Genomic DNA, 26,171 nt, shown 5'->3' with positions numbered 1-26,171 from the left:
CGAGAGGATGGAATGGACAACCGCAACGCCGTGTGGCGCCACGTCGACGCCCGGAAGGACCGGCTGATCGCCCTGTCCGACCGCGTCTGGGCCATGCCGGAGGTCTGCTACACGGAGGCGCGCTCCTGCGCCGAGCATGTCGCGGAGCTGCGGCACCAGGGCTTCCGGATCACCGAGCAGGTGGCGGGCATCCCCACCGCCGTGATGGGAGAGGCGGGGGAAGGCGGCCCGGTCATCGCCTTCCTGGGCGAGTACGACGCCCTGCCGGGCCTGTCGCAGGAGGCGGGCCTCGCCGAGCATCGCCCGGTCGAGGCCGGCGGCCACGGGCATGGCTGCGGCCACAACCTCCTCGGCTCGGCGGCGCTGCTGGCCGCCACGGCGGTGAAGGACTGGCTGGAAGAGACCGGGATGCCGGGCCGCGTGCGCTATTACGGCTGCCCGGCCGAGGAAGGCGGCGCCGCGAAGGCCTTCATGGTGCGGGCGGGCGCCTTCGCCGACGCCGACATCGCGATCTCCTGGCATCCGGCGAGCTTCTGGGAGGTGGCGCCCCCGGTGGCGCTCGCCAACACCCGCGCCGACTTCGTCTTCACCGGGCGCACCGCCCACGCGGCGGCGGCCCCGCATCTCGGCCGCTCGGCGCTGGATGCGGTCGAGCTGATGAGCGTCGGCGTGAACTACATGCGCGAGCACATGCCCTCCGATGCGCGGGTGCATTACGCCTATCTCGACGCGGGCGGCATCGCCCCGAACGTCGTCCAGGCGAGCGCCCGGGTGCGCTACTCGATCCGTGCCGGCGACCTGCCCGGCATGCTCGCTTTGGTGGAGCGGGTGAAGAAGATCGCGCAGGGCGCCGCGCTGATGACCGAGACCAGCGTCGAGGTGCGGATCGTCAGCGCGGTCTCGAACCTCCTCGGCAACACGCCCCTTGAACAGGCGCTCCACGGGGTGATGGAAGATCTCGGCCCGCCGCATTTCGACGAGGCCGACCGCGCCTTCGCGCAGGCGATCCGGGGAACCCTCGGCGAGGGCGACATCGATGCCGTGTTCCGCGCCATCGGAATGCCGCGCACCGAGGCACCGCTCGCCGATTTCCTCGTGCCCCTCGACGCGCCGCGGAAGCCGGCGGTTGGCTCCACGGACGTGGGCGACGTGAGCTGGGTCGTGCCCACGGTGCAGGCCCATGCCCCGACCGTGGCGGTGGGCACGCCGTTCCACACCTGGCAGGTGGTGGCGCAGGGGAAGAGCCCGGCGGCCCACAAGGCGATGGTGCAGGTGGCCAAGGCGATGGCCGCCACCGGCGCCCTCGCCCTCACCGATGCGGGCCTGCGCGAGGCCGCCCGGCAGGACCTCGTCCGCCGCCGGGGCGCGGAGGGCTATGTCAGCCCCCTGCCCCCGGAGGTCGAGCCGCCGCTGCGGATGTCGCTGGCCTGACCCGGCTCAGAGGACGGACCGGCGCGGGCTGAGCGCCGCGTGCCGGTTCACGTCCTTGTACAGGAGGTAGCGGAAGGGGCCGGGCCCGCCCGCGTAGCAGGCCTGCGGGCAGAAGGCGCGCAGCCACATGAAGTCCCCGGCCTCGACCTCGACCCAGTCGCGGTTGAGCCGGTAGACCGCCTTGCCTTCGAGCACGAACAACCCGTGCTCCATCACATGGGTCTCCTCGAAGGGGATCGAGGCCCCCGGCCGCATCGACACGATGTTCACGTGCATGTCGTGGCGCAGATCGTCGGGGGAGACGAACCGCGTCGTCGCCCAGGCGCCGTCGGTGCCGGGCATGCTCGCGGGCTCCACGGCGGATTCATGCGTCACGAAGGAGGTCGGCCGGTCGAGGCCCTGCACCGGCTCGAACGCCTTGCGCACCCAATGGAAGCGCACGCTCTCGCCGGCCTCGTTGCGCAGCGACCACGCGGCGCCGGGGGCCAGATAGGCGTAGCTGCCCGGCCGCAGGGCGTGGGTGCCGCCGTCGAGGGTGAGGCGGGCCTGGCCCTCCACCACGAAGAGGACGCCTTGAGCCTGCGGGTCCGGCTCGGGCTGGTCGCTGCCGCCGCCGGGGGCGACCTCCATCAGGTATTGCGCGAAGGTCTCCGCGAAGCCCGACAGGGGCCGCGCGAGGATCCAGGCCCGGCTTCGCTCCCAGCCCGGCAGGAGGCTCGTGACGATGTCGCTCATCACCCCGTGGGGCAGCACGGCATAGGCTTCGGTGAAGACGGCCCGGCCGGTCATCAGAGCCGTTTGCGGCGGGAGGCCGCCGCAGGCGGGGTTGTAGGACGGCGCGGTCATGAATGTCTCCCGGTTCGGGGACGGCGGTCGCCACCGTCGCCACGCCATGGCCGATCATGGCCCCGTCACACTCCCGCCGCGCCAACGAGACGTCAAATATCTATTACATTGCCGTCCAGACGAGCGCGGTATGGATCAGGGGGGTGGCTCGCCCACGAGGCCACGTAACGCCGCCGTCACGAGCAGGCGCGTCATGCGCGGCACGTCGTCGGGGGAGATCGGGCCGAGCCCGTTCGTCTCCCCGAGATGCACCATGCCGTGGACGCTCGCCCAGAGCGCCTTCACCGCGATGGGGATCTCGGCCTCCGGAATGCGGCCGGTCTCCGTGAGCACGCTGCCGATCAGCCCGAACAGGGCCGCGATCTCGCCCGCCATCTCCGGCGGCGTGTCCGAGACGCGGGGGGCGAGCATGGCGGTCCAGGCCTTGCGGCGCAGCCGCGCGAACCCGGCATAGGCGTCCGCCAGGGCGAGCAGCCGCTCCGTCGCCGGGGCGCCGGCGCTGCGGTCCAGAGAGGCTTCGAGCACCCGCCGCATGTCGCGCATAGTGATCGCGTTGGCTTCGAGCCGCAGCGCCTCCAGATCGCCGAACGCCTTGTAGACGGCCCCCACCGACATGCCCGCGCGCTCGGCGACGGCCCGCGCGGTCAGGGCCTCCAGCCCGCCCTGCTCGATCAGTTCGAGGGCGATCCGCGCAAGGGCGAACCGCTCCTCGGCCCGCGTCAGGTCGGATTTGGACGGTCGGCCCAATTTTTTTGGAACGTCGTTCACGAAAGGCCTTGCATTGGAATTCGGGACGGGTATATCTCATTTCGTGAACGGCGTTCAAGATAGCTCGCGAGGCGGGCCGGCCGTTCCCTCGAAAGGGGTGTCACATGTTGAAGACCCTGAGCGACCTTCTGCGCGGCACGGTCGCCGACCAAGCCCAGGCTATCCACGACGCCAACGCCGTCGTCCTGCTGCGGCAGCAGATCCGGGACGCGGCCGGGGCGCTGGCGGTGGCGCGGCGCGAGCTGGCCATCGCCATGGCCCACCAAGCGGGCGAGACCCGTGCGGTGGAGGCCCTGACCGAGCGCGCCGCCGCGCTGGAGGACTCCGCCGCCAAGGCGTTGGCCGATGGGCGCGAGGACCTCGCGACGCAGGCCGCGATCCGCATCGCGGCCCTGGAGGACGAGGTCGCCGACCGGCGCGCGGCGCTGGACGGGTTCGCGGCGGACGTGGCCCGCCTGCGCCGCCTCGTGGAGGACGGTGAACGCCGCCTGCGCGACCTGGATCGCGGGCTTCAGGCGGCCCGCGCCACGGAGGCCGTCCGCCGGGCGGGGGCCAACGGCCGGCGCGGCATCGCCCACGCCTCGGGCGCCCTGCAGGACGCGGAGGCAACGCTGGTGCAGCTGCGCGGACGCCAAGCCGCCGAAGCCGACATCGACACCGCGCTCGCCGCCCTCGACGGCGCCCCGCACGCCATCGAGGAACGCCTCGACGCGGCCGGCTACGGGAAGATCCGCACCGATCCCGCCGCGATCCTCGGGCGCATCCGCGCCAAGGCCGCCTGACCCCGCCCCCTCTTCGTAATTCCCCAAAAGGACCACGCCCATGACCCCCCAGATGCCCCACACCCCCGCCTGGAAGGCCTTTACCTTCGTCAGCTTCGGCCTCGCCGTCGCCATGCTCGGCATCGGCGTCTTCTTCGCCAACATCGACACCTGGACGAAGGGCTATCTCGCCATGGCGGCGCTGCTGTCGCTGAGTTCGGCCTTCACCCTGGCCAAGACCCTGCGCGACGAGCACGAGACCAACCGCCTGATCAACCGCATCGAGAACGCCGAGACCGAGCGCACCCTGCGCGAGGCGATCCCCGGCCGCGTGTGAGGCGGGGCCGGGCTACCGGACCCGCCACAGCGCGCCGACGCAGGCGAGGTTGGCGAGGCTCAGGGCGAGCAGGAGCCACCACAGGGCATCGGGGCCGGCCTGTGTCAGCACGAAGGCCCCGGCCGGCGGGGCTAGCGCCTGCGCCACCAGCCCCGGCCGGGCGAGGCGGCCGACCACGAGCGGGTAGCGCGCGGGGCCGAACAGCGCGAGGGGCACCGTCCCCCGCGCGATGGAATAGATCCCGTTGCCGCCACCGTAGAGCACCAGCCAGACCCCGACGCCGGGCAGGCCGAGGGCGAGCAGCATCAGGCCGAGGGCGACGAGAGCCAGGGCCGCCGTCAGGGTCCAAAGCGGGTGATGCCGCCCCTTGAAGGACATCTCCACGATGCGCGCGCCCACCTGCGCCGGGCCGATCAGCGCCCCGTAGGAGACGGCCGAGGCCAGGGCCACGCCCCGCGCCTGCAGCAGCGTCAGCAGATGCACCGACACCAGCGACATGATCGCGCCGCCGAGGATCAGCACCCCGGCGAAGAGCAGGAAGGCCCGCCATTCCGAGGCGGAGAGCGGGCCGGTGCCCGCTGTCCGAAGCGCCCCCGCCGCCGGCAGCGCGGGGGCTTTCGGGATGAGCCAGAGCACCAGCGGCAGGGTGATCCCGAGATGCAGCCCGGCATAGGCGAGGCAGGTGCCGCGCCAGCCGACCTGGGCGACGAGGAACGCCGAGAGCGGCCAGCACACGGTGCTCGCGAACCCGCCCCACAGGGTCAGGGTGGTGATCGCCGGCCTCGCCTGCGCACCGTAGAGGCGTCCCAGGGTGGCGAAGGCCGGATCGTACAGGCCGCATCCCATGCCGAGGCCGAGGAGTAGCCAGCCGGCGAGGTAGACCGGCAGGGCCGGCGCCAGGGCCAGGGTGATGAGCCCGGCCGCCAGGAGCAGTGCCGCCGCCGCCAGCACCGGGCGGCCCCCGTGGCGGTGGATCGCCACCCCGACATGGGGCGAGGCGAAAGCGGCGGCGAGCAGGCCGAGGGCGAGGCCGCCGACCACCCAGGCCAGGGGCCACCCGGTGTCCCCGGCGATCGGGGCGGCGAGCACCGCCGGCAGGTAGAACGAGGAGCCCCAGGCGAGGATCTCCACGATGCCGAGGGCGGAGATCACCGGCCAGCGGCGGGCCTCGGGCGGGGGCGGGCTACCGGGGGCCACGCGGCGTGACGGGACGGCGCGGGCGGGCGCGAAGCGGGGGCCGTGGCATCGGGGGGACCGTGAGCGTGACGTCGTGCCTGTACCACGCGGGGCCGGCGGGCGACACGATCGCGCGGGAGGACTTCCGTGCGGCCCCGGAATTTGGCATCCTTGGCGCGTGACCCTCCGGCTCGCCCTCCGGCGACTGTTGCCGCTCCTCGCGGTCCTCAGCCTCGCCCTGACGCCGGTGGCCGCCCCTGCGGCCACCGCGGGGATGCACGCTCCGATGGCGTCGAGCCACGACGGGGCCATGGCCTCCGACATGTCCGATATGGACATGGCCGGCATGGACATGGACGACATGCCCTGCTGCCCGAAGGCCGAGGCCGCGAAGCCGGATTGCGGCAAGGGCTGCCCGCTGATGGCCCTGTGCCTCGCCAGCATGGCCTCCCTGCTGCCGGCCGCCCTGCGCGTCCCGGTGCCGGCGGCGACGCGGACGAGCGTGCTCTGGCCGGAGCCGGATTCCTTCGTCAGCCTGCACGGGCCACCGTTACCCGAGCCCCCCCGAGCCTGAACCCGATGCCGCCGGCGCTTGCGCCGGCACGGTGACGCGCGTCCGCGCGCCCAGACCCATCGTGTTCAGGAGATCAGTCCCGTGACCAGGAACCCCTTCGCGCGCGCCCTGCCGGCCGCGCTGCTCGGCGCCGCGCTGTCGGCCCTGCCGGCCCTCGCCGACATCAAGGACTACGCCTTCGAGCTCACGCAGAAGGAGATGAAGCAGGGCGAGGCCATCGTCGCCGTCCGGCTCGTGGACAAGCGCAGCGGCAAGCCGGTGCCCGACGCCGTGATCTTCGCCAAGCGCCTCGACATGGCCCCCGACGACATGGAGACCATGACGACGAAGATCGAGCCGCTGCCCTCGACGGAGCCGGGCCTCTACCGCTTCAAGACCAAGTTGACGATGGCCGGGAACTGGCGGCTCTCCCTCGGCGCCAAGGTCCAGGGCGAGGCCGGCACGGTCGAGGACAGGCTCGTCTTCCAGGCCGTCAAATGAGCCGGGCGGCATGGTTCGCCGGGACCTTCGCCGCGCTGGCGGCGGGGGGAGCCGGCTATGTCGCGGGGCACGGGAACGGTCCCGCTCCCGCGCCGGCCGCACGCGTGCAGGCGACCGGGCCGGTGATCTATTACCGGGACCCGGACGGGAACCCGGCCTACTCCGCCGCGCCGAGGGCGACGGCGGACGGGCGCGCGTTCCGGCCGGTGCAGGCGAGCGAGGACGTGAACTTCGACACGGTCGACGGGGACGAGGCGCCGCCGCCCGCCACCGCCGCCGCCCGGCCGGTCCTCTACTACCGCAACCCAATGGGCCTGCCGGACACGTCTCCGGTGCCGAAGAAGGATGCGATGGGGATGGAGTACATCCCCGTCCATGCCGGCGAGGACGAGGACGGGTCCACCGTCACCCTCTCGCCGGGCAAGATCCAGCGCACGGGGGTGCGCACCGAAGCCGTCGCACGGCGCATGGTGGCCCGGCCGGTGCGCGTGCCCGGCACCATCGCCCTCGACGAGCGCCGCGTCACCGTCGTGGCGACCCGCTCGGACGCCTATGTCGACCGCGTGGAACCCGTCACGACCGGCGAACGGGTGCGGAAGGGCCAGCCCCTCGTCCATGTCTACTCCCCGGAGATCAACGCCGCCGCCGCCCAGCTGATCGCCAATCCCGGCTTCGACGGCGCCCGGCGCCGGCTGCAGAACCTGAACGTCTCGGCGGAGGTCATCGCGGAGATCGAGCGCACCCGCGCAGTGCCGATGGCGATCACGTGGTCCTCCCCGCGCGACGGCGTCGTCCTGCAGCGGAACGCCATCGAGGGGATGAAGGCGGGGGCCGGCGACACCCTGTTCCGCATCGGCGACATCGCGACGATGTGGGTGCTGGCCGACGTGCCCGAGCGCGACCTCGCGGCCGTGCGCGTGGGACAGCCCGCCACCGTGCGGCTGCGCTCGGCCCCCGGCCGGGCCATCGCGGGCCGGGTGGCGGTGATCTACCCGCAGGTGAACCCGGAGACGCGGGCCACGCGGGTGCGGATCGAGCTGCCGAACCCGGACGGGACGCTGCTGCCCGACATGTACGCCGACGTCGAGATCGCCACCGGGGACGCGACGCCGGTGGTGGCCGTTCCCGACGACGCCATCCTCGACACGGGGGAGCGGCCCCTCGTGCTCCTCGATCGCGGCGAGGGCCGTTTCGCGCCGACGCAGGTGACGGTCGGCCTGCGCGGCGGGGGCTACACCGAGATCCGCGACGGCCTCTCGGTCGGCGACCGGGTGGTCACGGGGGCGAACTTCCTGATCGATGCCGAGAGCAACCTGAAGGCGGCGCTGCGCTCCCTCGCCGTGCCGAAGGACGGCCGGCAGGCCGCCAATGCCGGGGCGCGGCCATGATCGCGCGCCTCATCGGCTGGTCGGCCCGCAACCTCGTCCTCGTGCTGACCGGGACAATCTTCGCCGTCGCGGCCGGCGTGCTGGCCCTGCGGACCCTGCCCCTCGACGCCATCCCCGACCTCTCGGACGTGCAGGCCATCGTCTACACCGAGTATCCGGGGCAGGCCCCGCAGGTGGTCGAGGACCAAGTCACCTATCCGCTCACCACCGCCATGCTGACGGTGCCGAAGGCCAAGGTGGTGCGGGGCTTCTCGTTCTTCGGCGTGTCCTTCGTCTACGTGATCTTCGAGGACGGCACCGATCCGTATTGGGGCCGCTCGCGGGTGCTCGAATACCTCAACGGCGTGGCGAGCCGCCTGCCCGCCGGGGTGACGCCGACCCTCGGCCCCGACGCGACGGGGGTGGGCTGGGTCTATCAATACGTCGTCGTCGCGAAGGAGCGGTCGCTCGCCGAACTCCGCTCCCTGCAGGATTGGGTGATCCGCTTCGGGGCGTCGCGGGCGGAGGGCGTGGCCGAGGTCGCGGGCGTCGGCGGCTTCGTGAAGCAATACACCGTCGTGGTCGATCCGAACCGCCTGCGGGCGCAGGGGATCTCCCTTGCCAGGCTGCGGGAGGCCATCCGCGCCAGCAACGCCGATGTCGGCGGACGCACGGTCGAACTCTCCGAGTTCGAGTTCATGGTGCGCGGGCGCGGCTACCTGAGGAGCGTCGCCGACATCGAGGACATCGTGCTCAAGACCGCCGCCGGCACGCCCCTGCGGGTGCGGGACGTCGCGCGGGTCGAACTCGGGCCGGACGAGCGGCGCGGCCTCACCGAGATGAACGGCGAGGGCGAGGTCGCGGGCGGCATCGTGCTGCAACGCTTCGGCGCGAACGCCCTCACCGTCATCGAGGGCGTGAAGGCGAAGCTCGCGGAGATCGCCGGCAGCCTGCCGGCCGGCACGGAGATCCTGCCCGTCTACGACCGCTCGCAGCTGATCGAGGCGGCCATCGACACCCTGCGCCGGACGCTGGTGGAGGAGAGCCTGATCGTCTCCCTCGTCTGCGTGGTGTTCCTGCTGCATGTGCGCAGCGCGCTGGTGGCCATCCTGATGCTGCCGGTGGGAATCCTGATGGCGCTCGCGGGTATGAAGGCCCTGGGGCTCGGCGCCAACATCATGTCGCTGGGGGGCATCGCCATCGCGGTCGGCGCCATGATCGACGCCGCCATCGTGATGATCGAGAACGCCCACAAGCACCTGGAGCGGGCGCCGCCGGGCAAGCCGCGCGTCGCGATCCTGATCGAGGCGGCTTCCGAGGTCGGGCCGTCGCTGTTCTTCTCCCTCCTCGTCATCACCGTGAGCTTCCTGCCGATCTTCACCCTGGAGAGCCAGGAGGGCCGGCTGTTCGGGCCGCTCGCCACCACCAAGACCTTCGCCATGGCGGCGGCGGCGCTCCTGTCGGTGACGCTCGTCCCGGCGCTGATGGTGCTGTGCGTGCGCGGGCGGATCGTCCCGGAGCACCGCAACCCGCTGAACCGCCTGTTGATCCGGCTGTACCGCCCGCTCATCGCGGGCGTGCTGCGGGCGCGCGTCCTCACCCTCCTCGTCGCCCTCGGCGTCCTGGCGGCGACGCTCTGGCCCGCGCGGCAGCTCGGCTCGGAATTCATGCCCGACCTCGACGAGGGCAGCCTGCTCTACATGCCGACGACGCTGCCCGGCCTCTCGGTGACGAAGGCGGGCGAACTGCTGGCCACCCAGGACCGCATCATCAAGGGCTTCCCCGAGGTGGCCTCGGTCTACGGCAAGGCCGGGCGCGCCGGCACCGCCACCGACCCGGCGCCGCTGGAGATGTTCGAGACGATCATCACCCTGAAGCCGAAGGCGGACTGGCGGCCGGGCGTGACGCTGGCGAGCCTGAAAGCCGAGATGGACGCGGCGCTGCAGTTCCCCGGCGTCTCGAACGCCTGGACGCAGCCGATCCGCGCCCGGATCGACATGCTCTCGACGGGCATCCGCACCCCGGTCGGCGTGAAGGTGCTCGGCACCGACCTGACCCGGATGGAGGGCGTCGCCCGGCAGGTCGAGGCTCTTGTGCGGGCCGTGCCGGGCACCGCGAGCGCCTATGCCGAACGGGTGATCGGCGGCTACTTCCTCGACATCACCCCCGACCGCGAGGCGCTGGGGCGCTACGGCCTGACGGTCGGCGACGTGCAGGACGTCATCGCGACGGCGCTCGGCGGGCAGACGGTGACGAACACGGTCGAGGGCCGCGAGCGCTACACCGTGAACGTGCGCTACCCCCGTGCCCTCCGCTCGGACCCGAGGGCCATCGCGGACGAGGTGCAGGTGCCCCTGCCGGCGGGCGGGACGGTGCCCCTGCGCGAGGTCGCCACGGTGGCGCTGGCGCGGGGGCCGACCGCGATCCGCACCGAGAACGGCCGGCTGGCGGTCTATCTCTTCATCGACATCGCGGGGCGGGACCTCGGCGGCTACGTCGCCGCCGCGCGTCGGGCCGTGGCCGAGGGGGTGAGGCTCCCGCCGGGCACCACGCTGCAATGGAGCGGGCAATACGAATACCTCGAACGGGCCGAGGCGCGGTTGAGGATCGTGGTGCCGCTGACGCTGCTCGTCGTCTTCCTGCTCCTCTACCTGAACTTCCGGCGGCTGACCGAGACGTTCATCGTGATGCTGTCCCTGCCCTTCGCCCTCGTGGGCGGGGTGTGGCTGCTCTGGTGGATGGACTTCAACCTGTCGGTGGCCGTGGCGGTGGGCTTCATCGCCCTGGCCGGCGTCGCCGCCGAGACCGGGGTGATCATGCTGGTCTATCTCGACCAGGCCTGGGCCGAGGCGCGGGCCGCATGCGGGCGCGAGGGGCGCCCCCCGACGGAGGCGGACCTGCGCCGGGCCATCATGGTCGGCGCGGTGGAGCGGGTGCGCCCGAAGATGATGACCGTCGTCGCCATCATGGCGGGGCTCCTGCCCATCCTCTGGAGCGCGGGCGCCGGGTCCGAGGTGATGCAGCGCATCGCCGTGCCGATGATCGGCGGCATGGTCTCCTCGTCGGTGCTGACGCTCCTCGTGATCCCCGCCGTCTACGCCCTCGTGAAGGGCTGGGGATTGCCCGCGCGCGACGGCGTTCAGGCGATGCCGGCGATGCGGATGCCGAGGTTGCTGGGACCGCGCAAGGACGCCCCGGCGCGGTAGGGCGGCGGATCGTCGAGCAGGGTCGGCCGGACGAGGCGGCGGCAGAGGGTGACGAGGGCGATCTCCGCCTCGATGCGGGCGAGGGGCGCGCCGACGCAATAATGGAGACCGCCCCCGAAGCCGAAATGCTGGTTGTCCGCCCGGTCGGGATCGAAGCGATCCGGGTCGGCGAAGCGCTCGGGGTCGCGGTTGCCGGAGGCGAACAGCAGGATGACCGGCGCGCCCTTCGGGATCGTCGTGCCGGCGATGTCGATGGCGCCGAGGGCCTTGCGCGTCCGGAAGTGGACGGGCGGCTCGTAGCGCAGGACCTCCTCGATCAGGCGCGGCGCCCGCTCGGGATCGGCCTTCAGCCGGTCGAGTTCGTGCGGGTGCCTGAGCAGGGTCAGCATGCCGTTGGTGATGAGGTTCACCGTGGTCTCGTGCCCCGCGACGAGGAGCAGGACCGCCGTCGCGATGAGGTCCACGTCGCCCATGGCGGTCGCCCCGGCGCGGGACGGCCGGGCCAGGCCGCTCAGCATGTCGTCGGCGGGGTGGCGCCGCTTCTCCCGGATCAGCCGGCGCATGTAGGCGGCGATGGCGTCGAAGGTCGTCACCGTCACCCGGCGGGCCTCGTCGTCCCGGCGGGCATCCGGCTCCAGAGCCGTGGCCAGTTGCGTCGCCCAGGCGTGGAATTGCGGCTCGTCCGCCTCCGGCACGCCGAGCAATTCGCAGATCACCGCCACCGGCAGCGGATAGGACAGGTCATCGACGAGGCACACGGTGTCCCGCCCCCGGCACCGCTCGATGAGCGTGTCCACCAGCGCCCCGACCCGCCCGTGCAGGCCGTTGACCCGCGTGATGGTGAACTCGTTCATCACGAAGCCGCGCAGGGTGTCGTGGGCCGGCGGGTCGCGGAAGATCAGCGGACGGTGGGCGTTGGCCACCCGGTTCTTGATGGGGTTGAGGATCCAGTCCGTGAGCGGGTTGCCGGTGCGCGGCCGCCGGGAGGGCGGCAGGTCCTCCGAACTGAGGCGCGGGTCGAAGAGCAGGCTGCGGATCGCCGCGTGCGTGCTGACGACATAGGCCCCGTCGCGCTGGCGCGAGACGGGCATCCGCCGCAGCCGGGCGTAGATCGGGTACGGGTCGGCGCGGTTGGCCGGATCGAGCACCTCCGCGAACAGCGCGTCCTCAGACATGGGCCATCTCCCGCATCCGTTCGTCGGCGGCCGGGCCGGGGCGGGGCGGCGGGAAGCCCGGCGCCAGGATCTCGACCCGGCCCTGGTCGGTGGCGTCGAGGATCGGCGGGAACGCCGCTCCCTCGGCGATCCGGTCCGCGTAGGAGGGCAGCCAGCGCGCCTGATCGAAGGACACCGCCGCGATGCTGCGTCCGCTCCGGCCATAGACCGCGAGGTAGCGCCGCGCCGCCCGGTCGCCCTGCACGATGGCCACGGCATCCGCCCCTTCTGCGAGGCCGACCGCCTTGATGTTGATCCCGAACTGGCTCGACCAGAACGCCGGCAGGTGCCGGTAGGGACGCGGATCGTCCGGGCGCAGCAGGGTGCGCGCCGCGTGCGCCGCCTGCTCCACGGCGTTGCCCCAATGCTCGACCGTCATCTCCCGCCCGCCATAGAGGGGGTTCGGCCAGCGCGCGACGTCGCCCGCCGCGCAGATATCGGGATCGGGATCGCCTGCTTGGGTGAGCGCCCGGCAGGCCGCGTCGCAGGTCAGCCCGCCCGCGTCGGCGCGCAGGCCACCTTGCGCCAGCCACGCCGTGTCGCGGATGGCCCCGAGGGCGACGATGACGCAATCCGTCGCGATGAACCCGCCGTCGTGCAGGTGGGCCCCGGCGACGTGGCCCCCCTCTCCCGTGAGGGCGCGGACCTTCGTGCCGGCGCGATACGCGACGCCCGCCCGGCGCAGGCATTCGACGATCGTTCCGCCGACGAGGGTTCCGAGCACGCGGGCCAGGGGCGTCGGATTGGGATCGGCCAGCGTCACCGGCACGCCGAGGTCGCGGCAGCAGGAGGCGGCTTCGCAGCCGATCAGCCCCGCGCCGATGACGAGGACGTGCCTGGGCGGTCGGGCGAGGGCGAGCCGCAGGGCGGCGGCATCGTCCCGGCCGCGAATGGTGAACAATCCGGCGAGGCGGGCGCCCTCCCCCGGCCAGGGGCGAGCCCGCGCCCCCGTCGCGATCAGGAGCTTGGTGTAGGGCACCTCGCTGCCGTTGCCGAGGCGGATCGCCTTGCGCGTCCGGTCGAGGGCGGTTGCGGGCTGGCCGAGGCGCCAGTTGGCCCGCAGGGGCCGCTGCTGCGGCAGGGCGGTGGCCTCGGGCGGCAATTCCCCCGCCAGGACGTGCTTCGACAGCGGCGGCCGGTCGTAGGGCCGGTAGGGCTCGTCGCCGACGAGGGTGAGCGGCCCGTCGTAGCCGGCCTCGCGCAGGGCCTCAGCGCCGCGCAACCCCGCCAGCGAGGCACCGACGACCACGATTCCCGGATCGCCGGTCATGGCGCGTCGTCCCGGTCGAGGCCGGCTGGCTCGATGCTGATCGCCCGGACGGGGCAGGCCTGCTGCGCCCGCTCGATCCGGGGCCGGGCCTCATCGGGCGGCGCGGGATCGTAGAACAGGATCTCGTGGCCCCGCAGCTCGAAGGATTCGGGGGCCGCGTAGCAGCACTGCGCGTAACCCTGGCAGCGGTTGAGGTCGACGACGACGCGCATCGGTGGATCTCCGGGCAGCGGGGTCCGAGGGGGTCACTCATCTCCGTCGGGAATCAGCTTGTATGCTGAGCGCAGAGGCACCCCCGCCGCAACTGCCAGGAAGGAGGCGGCCAGGGCCTCCGCGACCTCGCCCGCCACGCGATGCCAAAGGCCCGGCGCGGCCGGCGGCGAGGCCGGGCGGAAGGCGTGGGTCGGGGAAACGGGGGTCGGAACGGGCATGGCGGCCTCCTGCGCTGGGCGGATGTCTCAGGACGTCATTCGCCTGAGGGCCGAGCCCGTTACCGGCTCGGTTGGAGCCCCGGTGTGCCGGCGCACCTGCGCGCCCTCACGCCCAGCCTGCGAGCCCCTTCGCGTCGATCGCCTCGCGGGTGCAGCGGTAGCCGAGGGCGGCGGTCGTCGCGAAGCTCGACCAATCCCGCAGATCGACCCCTTCGAGGGGCGGCTTGAGCACCACCGTGGCGCGGCTCACCGACATCATGGTCTGGGCGTCGCTCGACACGGTCGCCGCCCGGAGGAGCAGCGGCGCGATCCCCGGCATCGCATCCGGCAGGCCGAGCAGGCGGCGGACGAGATGGCCCGTCCACGAGCGCGCCGGCATGCCGGTGAAGGCGCGGTCGCTGCCGACATCGATGGCCAGGACCGGCCCCCGCCCCAGCCCCGCCATCACGTCCGCCGGCAGGTTGTTCATCATGCCGCCGTCCACGAGGATGCCCTCCTCCGAGACGACGGGCGGCAGCAGGCCGGGGATGGCGATGCTGGCGCGCAGCGCGGTGGCGAGGTCGCCGCTGCGGTGGACCATGGCCGCGCCCGTCGTGAGGTTCGAGGACACGCAGAGGTAGGGGAGCCACAATTCCTCGATCCGGGCCGCGCCGAAGCTCTCGCGGAGGGCGGTGTCCACCTTCAATCCCCGCGTCAGGGCGTGGAACGGCAGGGTGTAGTCGTTCAGCGGGTTCCGGCCGACGAAGGTCGCCTCCATCCTGTCCCGGATCTCGGCCGGGCCGAGGTCCATCGCGACGCTCGCCGCGACGATGGCCCCCATGCTGGTGCCGCCGACGAAATCCACGGGGAAGTCCGCCTCGGCCAGGGCTTCGAGGACGCCGAGATGGGCGAGGCCCCGCGCGCCGCCGCCGCCGAGGACGAGGCCGCGGGCCTTGCCGATGGCGAGCCGCGCCAGCCGCGCCCGGTCCCGGACGCTGCCGTCGCGGACCTGGATCCGCATCGAGGACGGCAGGGCGGCGACCGCCGGATGGAGCGGGCGCGGGAGGGACACGCCCGCAGGCTGGCGGATGGCGAGGTCGATCTGGATCCAGGCCGAGCGGAGGGGCTCGATGCAGGCCGCCGCCCCCGGACGCGGCGGCGTCTCCGGCTCGGCGAGGAGCAGGATGTGGTCGGCATGCCGGAGGCAGAGCTTGCACCAGGGGCAATCGGTGACGCGGTGGGCCACGAAGATCGTGCGGGCGTGCCGCGTCTCGTACTCGTGGAACCACGTCTCGTCGGCGCCCTCCGGCCAGTCCGTCAGGCAGCCCGTCGTCCCCGGCAGGGCCTCGTCGAAGGCGCGGGCGAGGTCATGGCCGAAGGCCGCCGCGTCGGGGCCGTCCGTTATGGCGAGCACCGCGAAGCTGCGGGGCGGGTGGTCGAAGGCATGGCCCCCGGAGGCGACGCGCAGGCGTTCGGCCAGGAGGCGGGCGACGTACAGGAGCGTCGAGGGATGCTCGGCGACGATCTCCTCGAAGGCGGAGCGCCCGAGGCGCAGCAGATGCGTGTCGCGCAGGGCCGTAGCCGTCGCCGAACGCGGCTCGTGGGAGAGGAGCGCCATCTCGCCGAACGCCTCCGGCGGCGTCAGGCGGGCAAGGCGCCGGGTCTGCCCGTCCCGGGGATCGCGGGCGGAGATGCCTACCGCGCCGGAGACGAGGATGTAGAGCGCGTCGCCCTCCTCCCCCTGCTCGAACACCGGCACGCCGCCCGCGACCGCGACGGAGGCGAACCGCCGCCCGACGGCCGAGGCGGCGGCGGGGTCGAGCCCCGCCAGGAAGGGGATCGCCGCCGGGCTCACCCGACCGCCCGCTTGAGGTTCTGCGCCGCGCGGGCATAGCCGCCTCCGGCGCCATCGACGAAGTGCAGGTGATCGGCCCGCAGGGGCGAGGGCGTGATGCAGGTCACCACCGCCGCCTCCTGCCGGTGCAGGCCATACCGCACCAAGCCCTCGGATCGGGCGGCCTCCAGCATGGCTTCGATCCGGTCGACGGTGCGCAGCGGGCAGGCGACCGTCACCCGCAGGCCGTCGTCGTATTTGCGGAAGTCGGCGTTGGCGACGAGCTGGCGCACGTAGGTCTTGGGCGAGAACCGGCCGACCGTGAGGTTGAAGCGGAAGATCGCGAACGAAAAGCAGCGCCGCGCGAAGGCCACGGCGCAGCGCACGGCGAACGCGCCCCGCATCGGCCCGGCGACGTGCACCTCGTCCCGCAGGCCGGTCCAGGGGGCGCCCATCGGCGGTCCCCCCTCCGGGAGGGGGCAGCCCATGTCCGGCCCCTCGTCGATGGCGGCGATCACGCCCTCCAGCACGGCGCGCACCGCCGCCCGATCCGCCCCGTCGCGCGGGACCACGATCAGCGAGAGGATGGGATCGCCCCGCCGGCCGACCGGCTTGAAGCGGCACGACAGGCCGGTGAGGTCGGGGCGCGTCCCCCCGGCGGCGGGTGCCACCGCGAAGCGGCCGGTCTTCATGGCCGCCTCCGCCCAGGCCAGCCCGCCCCCGGTGAACATCGCGTAGGCGATGTCGGCGGAGGCTTGGTAGCGGGCGACGCGCAGGTCGAGCCCCGCCTCGCGCACCGCCGCGACGGGGATCAGGCCCGCCCGGAGGGTCAGGCCGAGTTCCTCGCGCGCCCAGGTCACCGTCGCCGCCAGCGCCGCCTCCACCATCGCCCGTGCGTCGGGCGGGATCAGGACGCTGGCCCCGTCGCCGCCGAAGACGAAGGGGACCTCGCGGCCGGGCAAGGCGTTGCGGATGGACGCGATGGCGGCGGCGCCCGCGAGGTTCACCGCCCGGTAGCGCCCCTCCTCGATGGCCGCCGTGGACATCGTGACGTCGCTCGACGCGATCCACCACGCATCGGGCACGGGCGCGTACAGGGCATCGTCGAAGATGTCCCGGAAGCGTGCGAGGGGCGGCAGCAGCCCGTAGTCGAAGGGAGGCGTCTCGGCTTTCACGGCATCAGGCTACCACGCCACCGCGATTCGCGTCGGCCCCATCCGCGGTTACGCGATCCGGGGGAGATGCATCTCCTTGCGGAAGCTCCGGTCGAACGCGCCACCGGGAACGAACCGGCGCAGCAGGCTGACCTGACGCGCCTTCGACCCGGCGGTGTAGCGGCGCTTGGGCACCGACGCGGTCGCCGCCGCCACCACGACCTTCGCCACCACCTCGGGCGCGTCGCCGGTCTTCATGACCTCGTCCATGAAGTGGTCCCGCTTCGTGCGCTCGGCCGCGTAGAGGTCCAGCGGCGCGTCGGGCCGCACGAGGTTCTGGTCGAAGCGCGTGCGCGTGTAGGCGGGCTCCACGAGGACGATCCGGATGCCCTGGTCGCGGACCTCGTGATCGAGCGATTCCGAGTAGCCTTCGACCGCGTGCTTGCTGGCGCCATAGAGGGCCATGTACGGCGCGGGGACCAAGCCCAGGATCGAGCTGATGTTGACGATGCGCCCCGCCTTCTGGGACCGCATGATCGGCAGGACGGCGCGGGTCGTGCGGATCAGGCCGAACAGGTTGACGTCGAACATCGCCTGGGCCTGCCCGACCGAGGATTCCTCGGCCGCGCCGCTGATTCCGAACCCGGCATTGTTGACCAGAAGGTCGATGCGGCCGGTCTCGCCGAACACGGTCTCGACCATCGCCGCGACGGACGCGTCGTCGGTGACGTCGCAGGCGAGCAGCGGGACATCGCCGCCCACGGCGGCGGGCTTCCTGCTCGTGCCGTAGACGCGGTAGCCGGCCGCCCGCAGGGCCTTGGCGGTTTCGAGCCCGATCCCGGACGAGGCCCCGGTGACGATCGCGGTTTTGGTCGAACTTCTGGTCGAGATCTGGCTCATCGTCGTCTCCCTGCGGCCACCCATGCGGCCGCGTTCGCCATTTAAATTACGAACATAATCTATAATGGCAAGCGTGGTTTGGCCGGGGCCCCGCGATTGGGTGCGGTGACACACCGACCATGCGGCGCGGACGGGGAGCGATCAGGGCGCGACGGAATCCTGCGCCGCCTGGAGCAGTTCCTTGGCCAGGTCCTCGTCATCGACGGCGCGGGCCAGGACGACGGCTCCGACGAGGGTGGCCATCGTCGCCAGGGCGCGCTGGCGACGGCGCTCCTTCGAGGCCTTCGGCGTGAGACCGGCGAAGAGGGCGGCCAACCCTTCCACGCCCTTCGTGAACCGCGCCCGGACGAGGCTGCCCGCCCCTTCGCGGGAGACGTCGTTCGCCAGCGCGGCCAGGGGGCAGCCCCGCCCCGGCGTCTTCACGTGGCCGAGCGACAGGTAGTTCTCGACCACTTTGTCCGTGGTGCCCCGGTGTTCCTCGGCGAGGGCCGCGTCGAAGGCCTCCGCCGCCAGGGCATCCTTGTTGGCGAACTGGCCGTAGAAGCCGCCATGGGTCAGGCCGGCGGCGGCCATGATGTCGACCACCCCGACGCCGTGGAGGCCGCGCTCGCGGAACAGGGCCGCCGCGACCTCGACGACGCGCTGCCGGTTGATCCTCGCCTGCTCCTGCGACACTCTCGGCATGGCCTGATCCTTGGGGCGTTCCTCGGCGTCATATAGATGCGTCATGTCATCTATAGAAGGCCGGGCGCCGCGACGCCGCGCGCGGGGGCGTCCGCCCCGCGCGGCTCCCGCGCCACCCGGAACCACAGGGCGTAGAGGGCCGGCAGGAACAGGAGGGTCAGCAGCGTCCCGACCCCGACGCCGCCGATCAGCACGTAGGCCAGCGCCCCCCAGAACACCGAGTGGGTGAGCGGGATGAAGGCGAGCATCGCCGCCGCCGCCGTCAGGATCACGGGCCTGGCCCGGCGCACCGTCGATTCGACGATGGCCTCGTAGTCGGACAGCCCCGCCGCACGGTCGTGGTGAATCTGGTCCACGAGGATCAGCGTGTTGCGCATCAGGATGCCCGACAGCGCGATCAGCCCGAGGATCGCGTTGAAGCCGAAGGGCTGGTGGAAGATCAGCATCGTCGGGACGGCGCCGACGAGGCCGAGCGGCGCGGTGGCGAACACCATGAACATGGTGGTGAACGAGCGCACCTGCAGCATGATGACCGTCAGCGTCACGATCAGCATCAGCGGAAAGACCGTCACCAGGGCCTTCATCGCCTTCTCGCTCTCCTCGACCGAGCCGGCCGTGTCGATGCGGTAGCCCGGCGGCAGCTTCGCCTTGATCGCCGCGAGGGCGGGGACGACCTCCGCGTGGATGTCCGGCGGCTGCCGGCCATCGAGCACGTCGCCCTGCACGCGGATGTAGGTCTCGCGGTTGTAGCGCTTGAGCACCGCGTCCTCGTTGCGGCTCTCCAGATGCGCCACCTGCGAGAGCGGGACCTGCCGCCCGTCCTTCGTCGCGAGCGTCAGGTCGCCGATGTCGCCGAGCGAGCGGCGCTCCGGGCCGGGGCTGCGCAGGAGCACGTCCACGGAACGCAGGTTTTCGCGCACCTGGGTGGCGGGGGTGCCGTTGAGGTAGCTCTGCAATTGCTGGCCCGCCTCTTTCGGCGTCAGGCCGATCAGGCGCAGGCGCTCCTGGTCGAGGGCGAGGTGCAGGGTCGGCGTCCGGTTCCCCCAGTCGAGGTGGACGAGGCGCATGTTGGGGTTGGCCATCATGACGTCGCGTACCTCCGCCGCGATGCCGCGGATGACGTCGAGGTCGGGGCCGACCACCCGGAAGGCCACGGGAAAGCGCACCGGCGGCCCGAACACGATCTGCAGGACGCGAACCCGCGCCTCGGGGAAGCGCCCCTCGTCCACGAGGTGGCGCACCTTGCCGCGCAGCACGTCGCGGGCGTGGGAATCGGCGGTCTGCACCACGATCTGCGCGAAGGCGGGGTCCGGCAGTTCGGGATCGAAGGAGAGCACGAAGCGCGGCATCCCCTGGCCGATATAGCTCGTGATCTCGCGGGCCTCCGGCAATGCGCGCACGGCCGCCTCGACCCGCTTCACGCTGGCCTCGGTGGTCGCGAAGGCGGAGCCCGTCGGCAGCGTCACCTCCACGATGAGTTCGGCGCGCTCCGAGTTCGGGAAGAACTGCTTCTCGACCCGGCCCATGCCGACGATGGACGCCGCGAACAGCGCCACGGTGATGCCCGCCGCCATCCACTTGTGATCGACGGAGAACCGCACCACCCGGCGCAGCCGCTGGTAGTTCCGGGTGGCGTAGATCGCCGCGTGCCCGCCCTCGACGCGCTTGATGGCGGGCAGGAGCTTCACGCCGAGATAGGGCGTGAAGGTCACGGCCACGATCCACGAGACGATCAGCGAGAAGGCCACCACCCAGAAGATGTTGCCGGCATATTCGCCCGCCGTGGAGGCGGCGAAGCCCACGGGCAGGAAGCCCGCGATGGTGACGAGGGTGCCGGTGAGCATCGGCGCGGCGGTGGCGCTCCAGGCGTGGGTCGCCGCCGAGACCCGGTCGGCGCCCTCCTCCATGCGCACCACCATCATCTCGATGGCGATGATCGCGTCGTCCACGAGGAGGCCGAGCGAGATGATGAGTGCGCCTAGCGTGATGCGGTCGAAGTCGCGGCCGGTGATCATCATCACCACGAACACCGCCGAGAGGGTGAGCGGCACGGCGAGCGCCACCACGAGGCCGACGCGGAAGCCCAGGGCCACGAGGCTCACGAAGATCACCACCGAGAGGGCGGTGAAGAACTTTACCATGAACTCGTGGATCGCCTCGTCGATGACCTTCGCCTGATCGGTGATCTTGGTGAAGGTCACACCGACCGGCAGGTCGTGGAGGATCGCGACCTCCTCTTGGTTCAACGCCTCGCCGAGGCTGAGGCCGTTGAAGCCGGGCTTCATCACGAGGCCGAGCATCAGGGCCGGCTCGCCGTCGTTGCGGATCGCGAAGCTCTTCGGGTCCTCGTAGCCGCGCTTCACCTCCGCGATGTCGCCGAGCTTGAGGCTGCGCTCGCCCGCCGCCACCGGCAGGTTGCGGATCGCGTCGAGCCCGTCGAGGGCGCCGTCGAGGCGCAGGTACACGCGCGGGCCCTCGGCCTCCACGAAGCCGGCTGGCGTCACGTCGTTCTGGTTGGCAAGCGCCGCCAGCAATTGCTGCCCGGTGATGCCGAGGGTCGCGAGGCGCTGGTAGGAGACCTCTACGAAGATCTTCTGCGCCTGCTCGCCGAGGATGTTGATCTTCTCGACGCCGGGCACGCGCAGGAGCCGCTGGCGCAGGTCCTCGGCGCGGAGCACGAGGGCCCGGTGCGGCAGGCCCTGCGCCTGAAGCGCGTAAAGGGCGAAGTAGACGTCCGAGAACTCGTCGTTGAACAGCGGCCCGAGCACGCCGCGCGGCAGGGTGGAGGCCTGATCCGAGAGCTTCTTGCGCGCCTGATAGAACTCCGAGGGGAGCTTCGCCGGGGGCATCGAATCCCGGAAGAACACCTTCATCAGCATCAGGCCGGGGCGGAGCGTCGTCTCGACCCGGTCGTAATAGACGAGTTCCTGCAGGCGCTTCTCCAGCGGGTCGGCGACCTGCCGCTGCATCTCGTCGGTGGTCGCGCCGGGCCACGCCGCCGAGACCGCCATCGTCTTCACCGTGAAGGTCGGATCCTCCGCCCGGCCCAGCTTCTCGAAGGCGAAGATCCCCGCCGCCGTGACGGCGAGCAGGAGGAACAGCGTGACGGCGCGCTCGCGCACCGCCAGGGCCGAGAGGTTGAAGGCGGAGGCGTTCATCGGACGGCCCCCGTCATGCCCGTGGCGGCCTGCCGGACCGGCTGCCCGGCCTTCAGCAGGTGGGCGCCGAGCGACACGATCCGGTCGCCAGGGTTCAGGCCGGCGGCGACCTCCGCGCTCTCCTCCGACAGGCGTGCCACCGTGACGGGCTGCGCCGCGACTGTCTGGGTCTCGGCGTCGTAGCGCCAGACGGCCGAGCCGCCGCCTTGATCGAACAGGGCGCCCAGCGGCACCGAGACCATCGCCACCTGTCCCTGTGCCGGCTTCAGCCGGAGGGTGACGGTCGCCCCCAGCGGCGCGGCCTCGCCCCCGCCTGAGAGGATGTAACGGGCGCGGTAGGTGCGGGTCGCCGGGTCGGCGGTGGCGGACAATTCGCGGAGGCGCGCCGGATAGGTCGCCTCGCCCTCGGCGTAGAGGGTCGCTGACGCCGTGCCCTTCGCGAGGTGCCGGCTCGCCTCGGGCAGGAACACCTCCGCCTCGCGGGCACCGTCGCGGGCGAGCTTCACCACGGTCTGGCCGGCGGCGACGACCTGACCGGGCTCGCTCGGCACCTCCATCACGACGCCGTCGGCATCGGCCTGAAGCTCGGAATAGCCCGCTTGGTTGGCGATCTGGCTCGCCTGCGCCTCGGCACTGGCGAACTGGGCGATGGCCGCGTCGGCGGCGGCCTTGTTCTGGTCGTAGGTCTGCTTGGAGGTCCAGCCGTCGCCCACGAGCTTGCGGCTGCGCTCCTCGTCGGCCCTGGCCTTGACCATCTGCGCGCGGGCCGCCTCGACGGAGGCGCGGGCGGCGTTGAGCGCGAGGCTGAAATCCGTCCGGTCGAGGCGCATCAGCGGCTGCCCGAGGCGGACGTGATCGCCCGGATCGACGAGGCGCTCGGCGATTTTGCCGCCGACCCGGAAGCCGAGATTGCTCTCGGTCCGGGCCCGGATCACCCCGGTGTAGCGCACGAGCCCCCCCGTGGCGGGGGCGACCGCGACGGTCTGCACCAGGGGCGGCTGCGGCGTCACGGCGGTCTCGGCCGGCGAGCATGACGCCAGGGCCAAGCCGGCGAGCCCGATCACCCATCTCGCATCCATCGCCCGCTCCCGTCGCCGTCCGTAAAGATTATGAACATAATCTATTATGGCGCGGCGACGGGGTCAATGGCCCTGCCGGGGGATCGCGTCGATAGCGCCACAGGGATGGACCTTTGGTCTCTGCGATCTGTTGCTCCCGTATATCCATCGACCGGACCGACGAGGCACTGAATTGGCTGAGAGACATTCCACCCAGAATGGGCACCACGACTCGGGACGACTGCCGGTCTATTTTGCATCCATTGGCAGCGTCGGCCTGATGCTGGCGGTGCTCGCGGTGATGATGACCGGCCAGATGGCGAATTCGCCCGTGACGGGCAAGGCGCTGGCGATCGGCGCGCCGATCATCGGGGGCGCGGCCACCACCGCCCGGTAGCCACAGCGCCTCCCCTCCCCCGGCGTCCTGCGGCGCTAGGGGATCATGAGGTTCAGCGATCGGGAGGCCGGCGTGATCACCACCTGCCGCCCCCAGTCGAAGGCGACGAAATCCTGCTCGATCCCGTCGGAGAAGACGACGCCGCCCTCGTTCATCCGCGACACCACGGTGAGGGGCGATCCGGCGAACTTGCCCCCGCGCAGGTCGGTGCCGGTGGCGACGCTCGGGAACGGCTCGCGCACCCAGTAGCCGAAGGCCGCCTCCCCGATGCCGACCTCCACGGTCAGGTGCGTCGCCTCGCTGATCGAGCGCGCCCAGCCGGTCAGGCCGGTGCCCGAGGCGACGATCAGCCCGCTGGACGACTGGTCCTCCGCCCGAACCCCGTCATCGATCCGGTAGCGCGCGGATTGGTGGCTGCGGTGGCCGACGAAGATCTCGTTGAGGGCGAGCAGCCGCTCGCCGCCGTCGAACGTCGCCTGCACCATGGTCCGCCGTTCCACGGGCGCGGCGCCGGCCGCACCGGCGGGCAGGAGTTCGCGCAGGGCCTCCACCCGGACCCGGGCCAGCACCCCGTCGTAGAGGTCGGGGGCCGGGTTGACGCCGACGACCGGCTGCCCGTCGAGATACTTGGCGACGTTGGCCACCAGCCCGTCCTGCCCCACCGCCACCACCACGTCCTCCGGGGCGAACAGGAAGCGGTCGAGATCGGGGCGCCGCACCAGGGCCTGCCGCCACTCCGGCGGCACGCAGGCCCGCGCTTCGGCGAGGATCGATTGGAACCGGGCGTGGCGCGCCTCGACCTCGGCGAGCGTCTGGCCCCGGCTCTCCAGGAAGAACCGGACCTGGCCCCGGGTCGCGTGCCGGGCGATGAGCTGTTCGTAATCCGTGTCGCGGATCACGAAGACCACCCGTGGGGTGATGCTCGGCATGGTCCGCCTCCTCAGCGCGGTGCGATCCGCGACGGGAGAGCGCCCCGGACCTCGCCGAGAACCGCTGCCAGCAGGTCGGGCGTGACGTTGACGTGCTCGATCGTCTCCAGCTTGCCGGCGAGTTCCTGCGCCGCCAGCCCGAGCAGGATGGCGGGCGGCATGTCCCGGTAGATTGCGGCGCGGCGCTGCTCCGTCTCGACGCGGGCGCCCTCGACGAGCCGGATGCGCTCGGCCTCCGCCGCCGCCTCCAGGCCCCGTGCCTGCGCGACGCCGGCGGCGCGGTCGCGGGCGTTCTCGGCCTCCTGGGCGATCAGCACCGTCTCCCGCCGGGCCAGTTCGGTCTTCGTCGCGAGCTCGTTCTCCGCGATGGCGCGTTCCTTCTCCACCGCGAGCGCACGCCGCGCGAAGGTCGCCTCGTCGGCCTTCTGCTGCAGGGCCTCGAAGGTCGGCGTCTGCAGGGCGCGTTCCAGCTCGCTGCTCGGCGCGAGGTTGGTGAGCCGCACCGACACGACGGCGATGCCGATCTCGGCCAGCGCCGGAGCGGCGAAGAGGGCCCGTTCCAGCACGGCGCGCAGGGGCTCCGGCCCCGCATCGAGGAGGGCGCCGATCGGGCTGGCGCCGAGATAGTGCAGCGCCGCCTGACCGGCGATGCCGCCGAGACGGGCCTCGATCCGCTCGATGGGCTCGCCCTGCAGGCGCCCGGTGCGCAGGTCGATGGAGAAGTCGACCCGGCTCGCCAGCAATTCCGGATCGACGACGTGCCAGCCGACCGTCCCCTGGACCACCACGGTCTGGAAATCCCGGCTGCGGCCGCGGACGAACAAGGTCATCTCGCGGTCGTCCACCGGCACTTCGCTGATGCTGGCGGTCTCCGGCCTGAACCAGAAGACCAGCCCCCGCCCGCTCTGCCGGATGCGGCCGTTGCGGAAGCGGATGACGTGGCTGCTCGCCTCGCTGCGGAGCTGGGCGATCACACCGACATTGCGCAACGTGGCCATGATGGTCTCCTCAGAACCGACCGGACCGGACATGTGCCAACTTATACTCATAATGAGCATAATGGAAGCCGGAATTGATCGCGCCTCGATCCGCCGGCCGAGGAATTATGCGGCGACGCTCACCCGCACCCGATGCCAGCAGGCGCAGAGGTAGCCCTTGTGGTTCCAGGTGTCGTCCGGCAGCGCCGGCTGCGTCTGCCCGGCGGCATCCCAGGCGCGGACGGCGAGGTCGTGCTCGCCCGGCGGCAGATCGAGATCCACCGCCCAGAACGTCCAGGCGAACGGTGCGCCGGTTTCGTGCTCCAGCGCGGCCTGCATCCAGGACCGGCCGCCGTCCCCGGAGACATCGACCCGCACGATGGCCCGGTCCCCGCTCACCGCGTAGCCGCGGATGCGGTTCGTCCCGGCCCTCAGAATGGCGCCGCGCGGCGGCTCGCAGATCGCGGCGTTCAGAGGCATCGTCTCGATGGTGTGGCCCAGGGCCGGGTCCGCCGTCTCGGCGGTCACGTCCGGCGGGTAGAGCTTGTAATCGCCGGCCTGGATCGGGTTGTCGGACGGGTGGTCCTGCACGGCGAGGCGCCGGAGCCATTTCGGGCTGCGGACGCCGGCATAGCCCGGCACCACCGCACGGACGGGAAAGCCGTGCTCGGGCAGCAGGGGGGCCCCGTTCATGGCGTAGGCGAGCAGGGTCTCGGGGGCCATCGCCTTGGCGAGGGGGATCGAGACCCCGTAGGCATGCCCCTCCACCCTGTCGTGGCTCTCGAAGGCCACATGGCGATCCGCGCCCTCCGCGACGCCCAGGGCGCGCAGGACGTCGCCGAGGCGCACCCCCGTCCAAGCGGCCGTCCCGATGGCGCCGGCATCCCACGGATCGCCGGAGACCGGGGCCACCGCGCGCATGTCGGCGCGGCGATTGCCGGCGCATTGCATCGTCGCCGTGACCGTTTCCTCCGGGAAGCCCGTCCGCAGGTCGTGCAGGGAGAAGTCCCGCGCGGCCCCGGCTCCGCCCGCGACGGTGAGGCGCCAGCTCTCCGCGTCGAGATCCGGGAGATCGCCGTGCGAGCGGACATAGAAATCCGCCGCCGGGGTCCGGTAGGCGGCCCGCAACCGGCCGAGGGGCGGTTCGGCGTTGTAGGGCCGGTCGCCGTGGACGATCAGGCGGGCCTTTCGCTCGGCAAGGCTCGACATCGCGGCTCCCGTTCGGGTGAGGACACGGCGG

Annotated in this window: 24 protein-coding genes; 8 read left to right on the top strand and 16 right to left on the bottom strand. The window is 72.2% G+C overall.

The window, feature by feature from the left end:
- The first annotated feature begins 12 nt into the window (after nt 1–12).
- Entirely contained in the window at nt 13–1,431 is a 1,419-nt protein-coding gene (locus AAHF99_RS23745) for a M20 family metallopeptidase (protein ID WP_342166866.1), read from the top strand.
- Nucleotides 1,432–1,437: 6 nt separating this feature from the next.
- Here AAHF99_RS23745 and AAHF99_RS23740 read toward each other — a convergent pair whose 3' ends face one another.
- Both AAHF99_RS23740 and AAHF99_RS23735 read right to left on the bottom strand, forming a co-directional pair.
- Nucleotides 1,438–2,277 (bottom strand): bifunctional allantoicase/(S)-ureidoglycine aminohydrolase, encoded by an 840-nt coding sequence (locus AAHF99_RS23740; protein WP_342166865.1) that lies wholly within the window; start codon nt 2,275–2,277, stop codon nt 1,438–1,440.
- Between the two features lie 135 nt (nt 2,278–2,412).
- Complete coding sequence (locus tag AAHF99_RS23735; RefSeq protein WP_342166864.1) at nt 2,413–3,024, bottom strand: TetR/AcrR family transcriptional regulator; 612 nt, start codon at nt 3,022–3,024, stop codon at nt 2,413–2,415.
- 125 nt (nt 3,025–3,149) lie between these two features.
- On the opposite strand from AAHF99_RS23735, the gene AAHF99_RS23730 reads away from it, so the two are divergent.
- Together AAHF99_RS23730 and AAHF99_RS23725 are read left to right on the top strand one after the other, a co-directional pair.
- Nucleotides 3,150–3,827 carry a PspA/IM30 family protein gene (locus AAHF99_RS23730; protein ID WP_342166863.1) on the top strand — a complete coding sequence of 226 codons (678 nt, stop codon included), beginning with the start codon at nt 3,150–3,152 and terminating at the stop codon, nt 3,825–3,827.
- Between the two features lie 40 nt (nt 3,828–3,867).
- A complete protein-coding gene (locus tag AAHF99_RS23725) occupies nt 3,868–4,143 on the top strand; it encodes a YiaA/YiaB family inner membrane protein (protein WP_243953429.1) in 276 nt (91 codons plus the stop codon).
- 12 nt (nt 4,144–4,155) lie between these two features.
- On the opposite strand, the gene AAHF99_RS23720 is transcribed toward AAHF99_RS23725, so the two are convergent.
- Nucleotides 4,156–5,340, bottom strand: a complete 1,185-nt coding sequence (locus AAHF99_RS23720; protein WP_342166862.1) for an MFS transporter — start codon at nt 5,338–5,340, stop codon at nt 4,156–4,158.
- Nucleotides 5,341–5,497: 157 nt separating this feature from the next.
- Between AAHF99_RS23720 and AAHF99_RS23715 the strand changes: the two genes are divergently transcribed.
- The 4 genes from AAHF99_RS23715 (at nt 5,498) to AAHF99_RS23700 (ending at nt 10,946) form a co-directional block, all read left to right on the top strand.
- Complete coding sequence (locus AAHF99_RS23715) at nt 5,498–5,893, top strand: hypothetical protein (protein ID WP_342166861.1); 396 nt, start codon at nt 5,498–5,500, stop codon at nt 5,891–5,893.
- 81 nt (nt 5,894–5,974) lie between these two features.
- On the top strand, nt 5,975–6,373 hold the full coding sequence (locus AAHF99_RS23710; RefSeq protein ID WP_342166860.1) for a FixH family protein: 399 nt from the start codon (nt 5,975–5,977) through the stop codon (nt 6,371–6,373).
- Nucleotides 6,370–7,761 carry an efflux RND transporter periplasmic adaptor subunit gene (locus AAHF99_RS23705; protein WP_342166859.1) on the top strand — a complete coding sequence of 464 codons (1,392 nt, stop codon included), beginning with the start codon at nt 6,370–6,372 and terminating at the stop codon, nt 7,759–7,761. Before AAHF99_RS23710 ends, AAHF99_RS23705 begins: the two co-directional genes overlap by 4 nt.
- Nucleotides 7,758–10,946 carry an efflux RND transporter permease subunit gene (locus tag AAHF99_RS23700; protein WP_342166858.1) on the top strand — a complete coding sequence of 1,063 codons (3,189 nt, stop codon included), beginning with the start codon at nt 7,758–7,760 and terminating at the stop codon, nt 10,944–10,946. The genes AAHF99_RS23705 and AAHF99_RS23700 overlap by 4 nt, the downstream gene beginning before the upstream one ends.
- Here the strand turns inward: AAHF99_RS23700 and AAHF99_RS23695 are convergent.
- The 10 genes from AAHF99_RS23695 to AAHF99_RS23650 form a co-directional block, all read right to left on the bottom strand.
- Nucleotides 10,880–12,121, bottom strand: a complete 1,242-nt coding sequence (locus AAHF99_RS23695; RefSeq protein ID WP_342166857.1) for a cytochrome P450 — start codon at nt 12,119–12,121, stop codon at nt 10,880–10,882. The genes AAHF99_RS23700 and AAHF99_RS23695 overlap by 67 nt on opposite strands.
- Nucleotides 12,114–13,430 carry an NAD(P)/FAD-dependent oxidoreductase gene (locus AAHF99_RS23690; protein WP_342166856.1) on the bottom strand — a complete coding sequence of 439 codons (1,317 nt, stop codon included), beginning with the start codon at nt 13,428–13,430 and terminating at the stop codon, nt 12,114–12,116. The genes AAHF99_RS23695 and AAHF99_RS23690 overlap by 8 nt, the downstream gene beginning before the upstream one ends.
- Nucleotides 13,427–13,642, bottom strand: coding sequence for a ferredoxin (locus tag AAHF99_RS23685; protein WP_342166855.1), 216 nt, complete (start codon nt 13,640–13,642; stop codon nt 13,427–13,429). The genes AAHF99_RS23690 and AAHF99_RS23685 overlap by 4 nt, the downstream gene beginning before the upstream one ends.
- A 33-nt stretch (nt 13,643–13,675) precedes the next feature.
- On the bottom strand, nt 13,676–13,861 hold the full coding sequence (locus AAHF99_RS23680; protein ID WP_342166854.1) for a hypothetical protein: 186 nt from the start codon (nt 13,859–13,861) through the stop codon (nt 13,676–13,678).
- Between the two features lie 106 nt (nt 13,862–13,967).
- Nucleotides 13,968–15,695 carry a patatin-like phospholipase family protein gene (locus AAHF99_RS23675; RefSeq protein ID WP_342166853.1) on the bottom strand — a complete coding sequence of 576 codons (1,728 nt, stop codon included), beginning with the start codon at nt 15,693–15,695 and terminating at the stop codon, nt 13,968–13,970.
- Nucleotides 15,692–16,849 carry a DUF3095 domain-containing protein gene (locus AAHF99_RS23670; protein ID WP_342166852.1) on the bottom strand — a complete coding sequence of 386 codons (1,158 nt, stop codon included), beginning with the start codon at nt 16,847–16,849 and terminating at the stop codon, nt 15,692–15,694. Before AAHF99_RS23670 ends, AAHF99_RS23675 begins: the two co-directional genes overlap by 4 nt.
- Before the next feature lie 48 nt (nt 16,850–16,897).
- Nucleotides 16,898–17,728, bottom strand: a complete 831-nt coding sequence (locus tag AAHF99_RS23665) for an oxidoreductase (protein WP_342166851.1) — start codon at nt 17,726–17,728, stop codon at nt 16,898–16,900.
- A 141-nt stretch (nt 17,729–17,869) separates the two neighbouring features.
- Nucleotides 17,870–18,412: a TetR family transcriptional regulator gene (locus tag AAHF99_RS23660; protein ID WP_342166885.1), complete on the bottom strand. Its 543-nt coding sequence runs from the start codon at nt 18,410–18,412 to the stop codon at nt 17,870–17,872.
- A gap of 50 nt (nt 18,413–18,462) precedes the next feature.
- Nucleotides 18,463–21,570: an efflux RND transporter permease subunit gene (locus AAHF99_RS23655; RefSeq protein WP_342166850.1), complete on the bottom strand. Its 3,108-nt coding sequence runs from the start codon at nt 21,568–21,570 to the stop codon at nt 18,463–18,465.
- Entirely contained in the window at nt 21,567–22,649 is a 1,083-nt protein-coding gene (locus tag AAHF99_RS23650) for an efflux RND transporter periplasmic adaptor subunit (protein WP_342166849.1), read from the bottom strand. The genes AAHF99_RS23655 and AAHF99_RS23650 overlap by 4 nt, the downstream gene beginning before the upstream one ends.
- 172 nt (nt 22,650–22,821) lie before the next feature.
- On the opposite strand from AAHF99_RS23650, the gene AAHF99_RS23645 reads away from it, so the two are divergent.
- A complete protein-coding gene (locus tag AAHF99_RS23645) occupies nt 22,822–23,025 on the top strand; it encodes a hypothetical protein (RefSeq protein WP_342166848.1) in 204 nt (67 codons plus the stop codon).
- A gap of 35 nt (nt 23,026–23,060) precedes the next feature.
- On the opposite strand, the gene AAHF99_RS23640 is transcribed toward AAHF99_RS23645, so the two are convergent.
- The 3 genes from AAHF99_RS23640 to AAHF99_RS23630 form a co-directional block, all read right to left on the bottom strand.
- Complete coding sequence (locus AAHF99_RS23640; RefSeq protein WP_342166847.1) at nt 23,061–23,954, bottom strand: NAD(+)/NADH kinase; 894 nt, start codon at nt 23,952–23,954, stop codon at nt 23,061–23,063.
- Nucleotides 23,955–23,965: 11 nt separating this feature from the next.
- The gene (locus AAHF99_RS23635; RefSeq protein ID WP_342166846.1) at nt 23,966–24,952 is read right to left on the bottom strand and encodes an SPFH domain-containing protein; all 987 of its coding nucleotides are present in this window, start codon (nt 24,950–24,952) and stop codon (nt 23,966–23,968) included.
- Nucleotides 24,953–25,057: 105 nt separating this feature from the next.
- Nucleotides 25,058–26,140: a molybdopterin-dependent oxidoreductase gene (locus tag AAHF99_RS23630; protein ID WP_342166845.1), complete on the bottom strand. Its 1,083-nt coding sequence runs from the start codon at nt 26,138–26,140 to the stop codon at nt 25,058–25,060.
- Between the last annotated feature and the right edge of the window lie 31 nt (nt 26,141–26,171).

The sequence above is a fragment of the Methylobacterium litchii genome (assembly GCF_038442315.1).
Classification (GTDB): Bacteria; Pseudomonadota; Alphaproteobacteria; order Rhizobiales; family Beijerinckiaceae; genus Methylobacterium; species Methylobacterium litchii.
Note: the sequence above shows the minus strand (reverse complement) of the source record. Positions and strands in the feature narration are given on the sequence as shown.

What these genes read in the sequence shown, in the direction of transcription:
- AAHF99_RS23745 (WP_342166866.1), top strand. Translation starts at nt 13, where the DNA reads ATGGACAACCGCAACGCCGTGTGGCGCCACGTCGACGCCCGGAAGGAC.
- AAHF99_RS23740 (WP_342166865.1), bottom strand. Translation starts at nt 2,277, where the DNA reads ATGACCGCGCCGTCCTACAACCCCGCCTGCGGCGGCCTCCCGCCGCAA.
- AAHF99_RS23730 (WP_342166863.1), top strand. Translation starts at nt 3,150, where the DNA reads ATGTTGAAGACCCTGAGCGACCTTCTGCGCGGCACGGTCGCCGACCAA.
- AAHF99_RS23725 (WP_243953429.1), top strand. Translation starts at nt 3,868, where the DNA reads ATGACCCCCCAGATGCCCCACACCCCCGCCTGGAAGGCCTTTACCTTC.
- AAHF99_RS23705 (WP_342166859.1), top strand. Translation starts at nt 6,370, where the DNA reads ATGAGCCGGGCGGCATGGTTCGCCGGGACCTTCGCCGCGCTGGCGGCG.
- AAHF99_RS23700 (WP_342166858.1), top strand. Translation starts at nt 7,758, where the DNA reads ATGATCGCGCGCCTCATCGGCTGGTCGGCCCGCAACCTCGTCCTCGTG.
- AAHF99_RS23695 (WP_342166857.1), bottom strand. Translation starts at nt 12,121, where the DNA reads ATGTCTGAGGACGCGCTGTTCGCGGAGGTGCTCGATCCGGCCAACCGC.
- AAHF99_RS23690 (WP_342166856.1), bottom strand. Translation starts at nt 13,430, where the DNA reads ATGACCGGCGATCCGGGAATCGTGGTCGTCGGTGCCTCGCTGGCGGGG.
- AAHF99_RS23685 (WP_342166855.1), bottom strand. Translation starts at nt 13,642, where the DNA reads ATGCGCGTCGTCGTCGACCTCAACCGCTGCCAGGGTTACGCGCAGTGC.
- AAHF99_RS23680 (WP_342166854.1), bottom strand. Translation starts at nt 13,861, where the DNA reads ATGCCCGTTCCGACCCCCGTTTCCCCGACCCACGCCTTCCGCCCGGCC.
- AAHF99_RS23665 (WP_342166851.1), bottom strand. Translation starts at nt 17,728, where the DNA reads ATGAGCCAGATCTCGACCAGAAGTTCGACCAAAACCGCGATCGTCACC.
- AAHF99_RS23660 (WP_342166885.1), bottom strand. Translation starts at nt 18,412, where the DNA reads ATGCCGAGAGTGTCGCAGGAGCAGGCGAGGATCAACCGGCAGCGCGTC.
- AAHF99_RS23655 (WP_342166850.1), bottom strand. Translation starts at nt 21,570, where the DNA reads ATGAACGCCTCCGCCTTCAACCTCTCGGCCCTGGCGGTGCGCGAGCGC.
- AAHF99_RS23650 (WP_342166849.1), bottom strand. Translation starts at nt 22,649, where the DNA reads ATGGATGCGAGATGGGTGATCGGGCTCGCCGGCTTGGCCCTGGCGTCA.
- AAHF99_RS23640 (WP_342166847.1), bottom strand. Translation starts at nt 23,954, where the DNA reads ATGCCGAGCATCACCCCACGGGTGGTCTTCGTGATCCGCGACACGGAT.
- AAHF99_RS23635 (WP_342166846.1), bottom strand. Translation starts at nt 24,952, where the DNA reads ATGGCCACGTTGCGCAATGTCGGTGTGATCGCCCAGCTCCGCAGCGAG.
- AAHF99_RS23630 (WP_342166845.1), bottom strand. Translation starts at nt 26,140, where the DNA reads ATGTCGAGCCTTGCCGAGCGAAAGGCCCGCCTGATCGTCCACGGCGAC.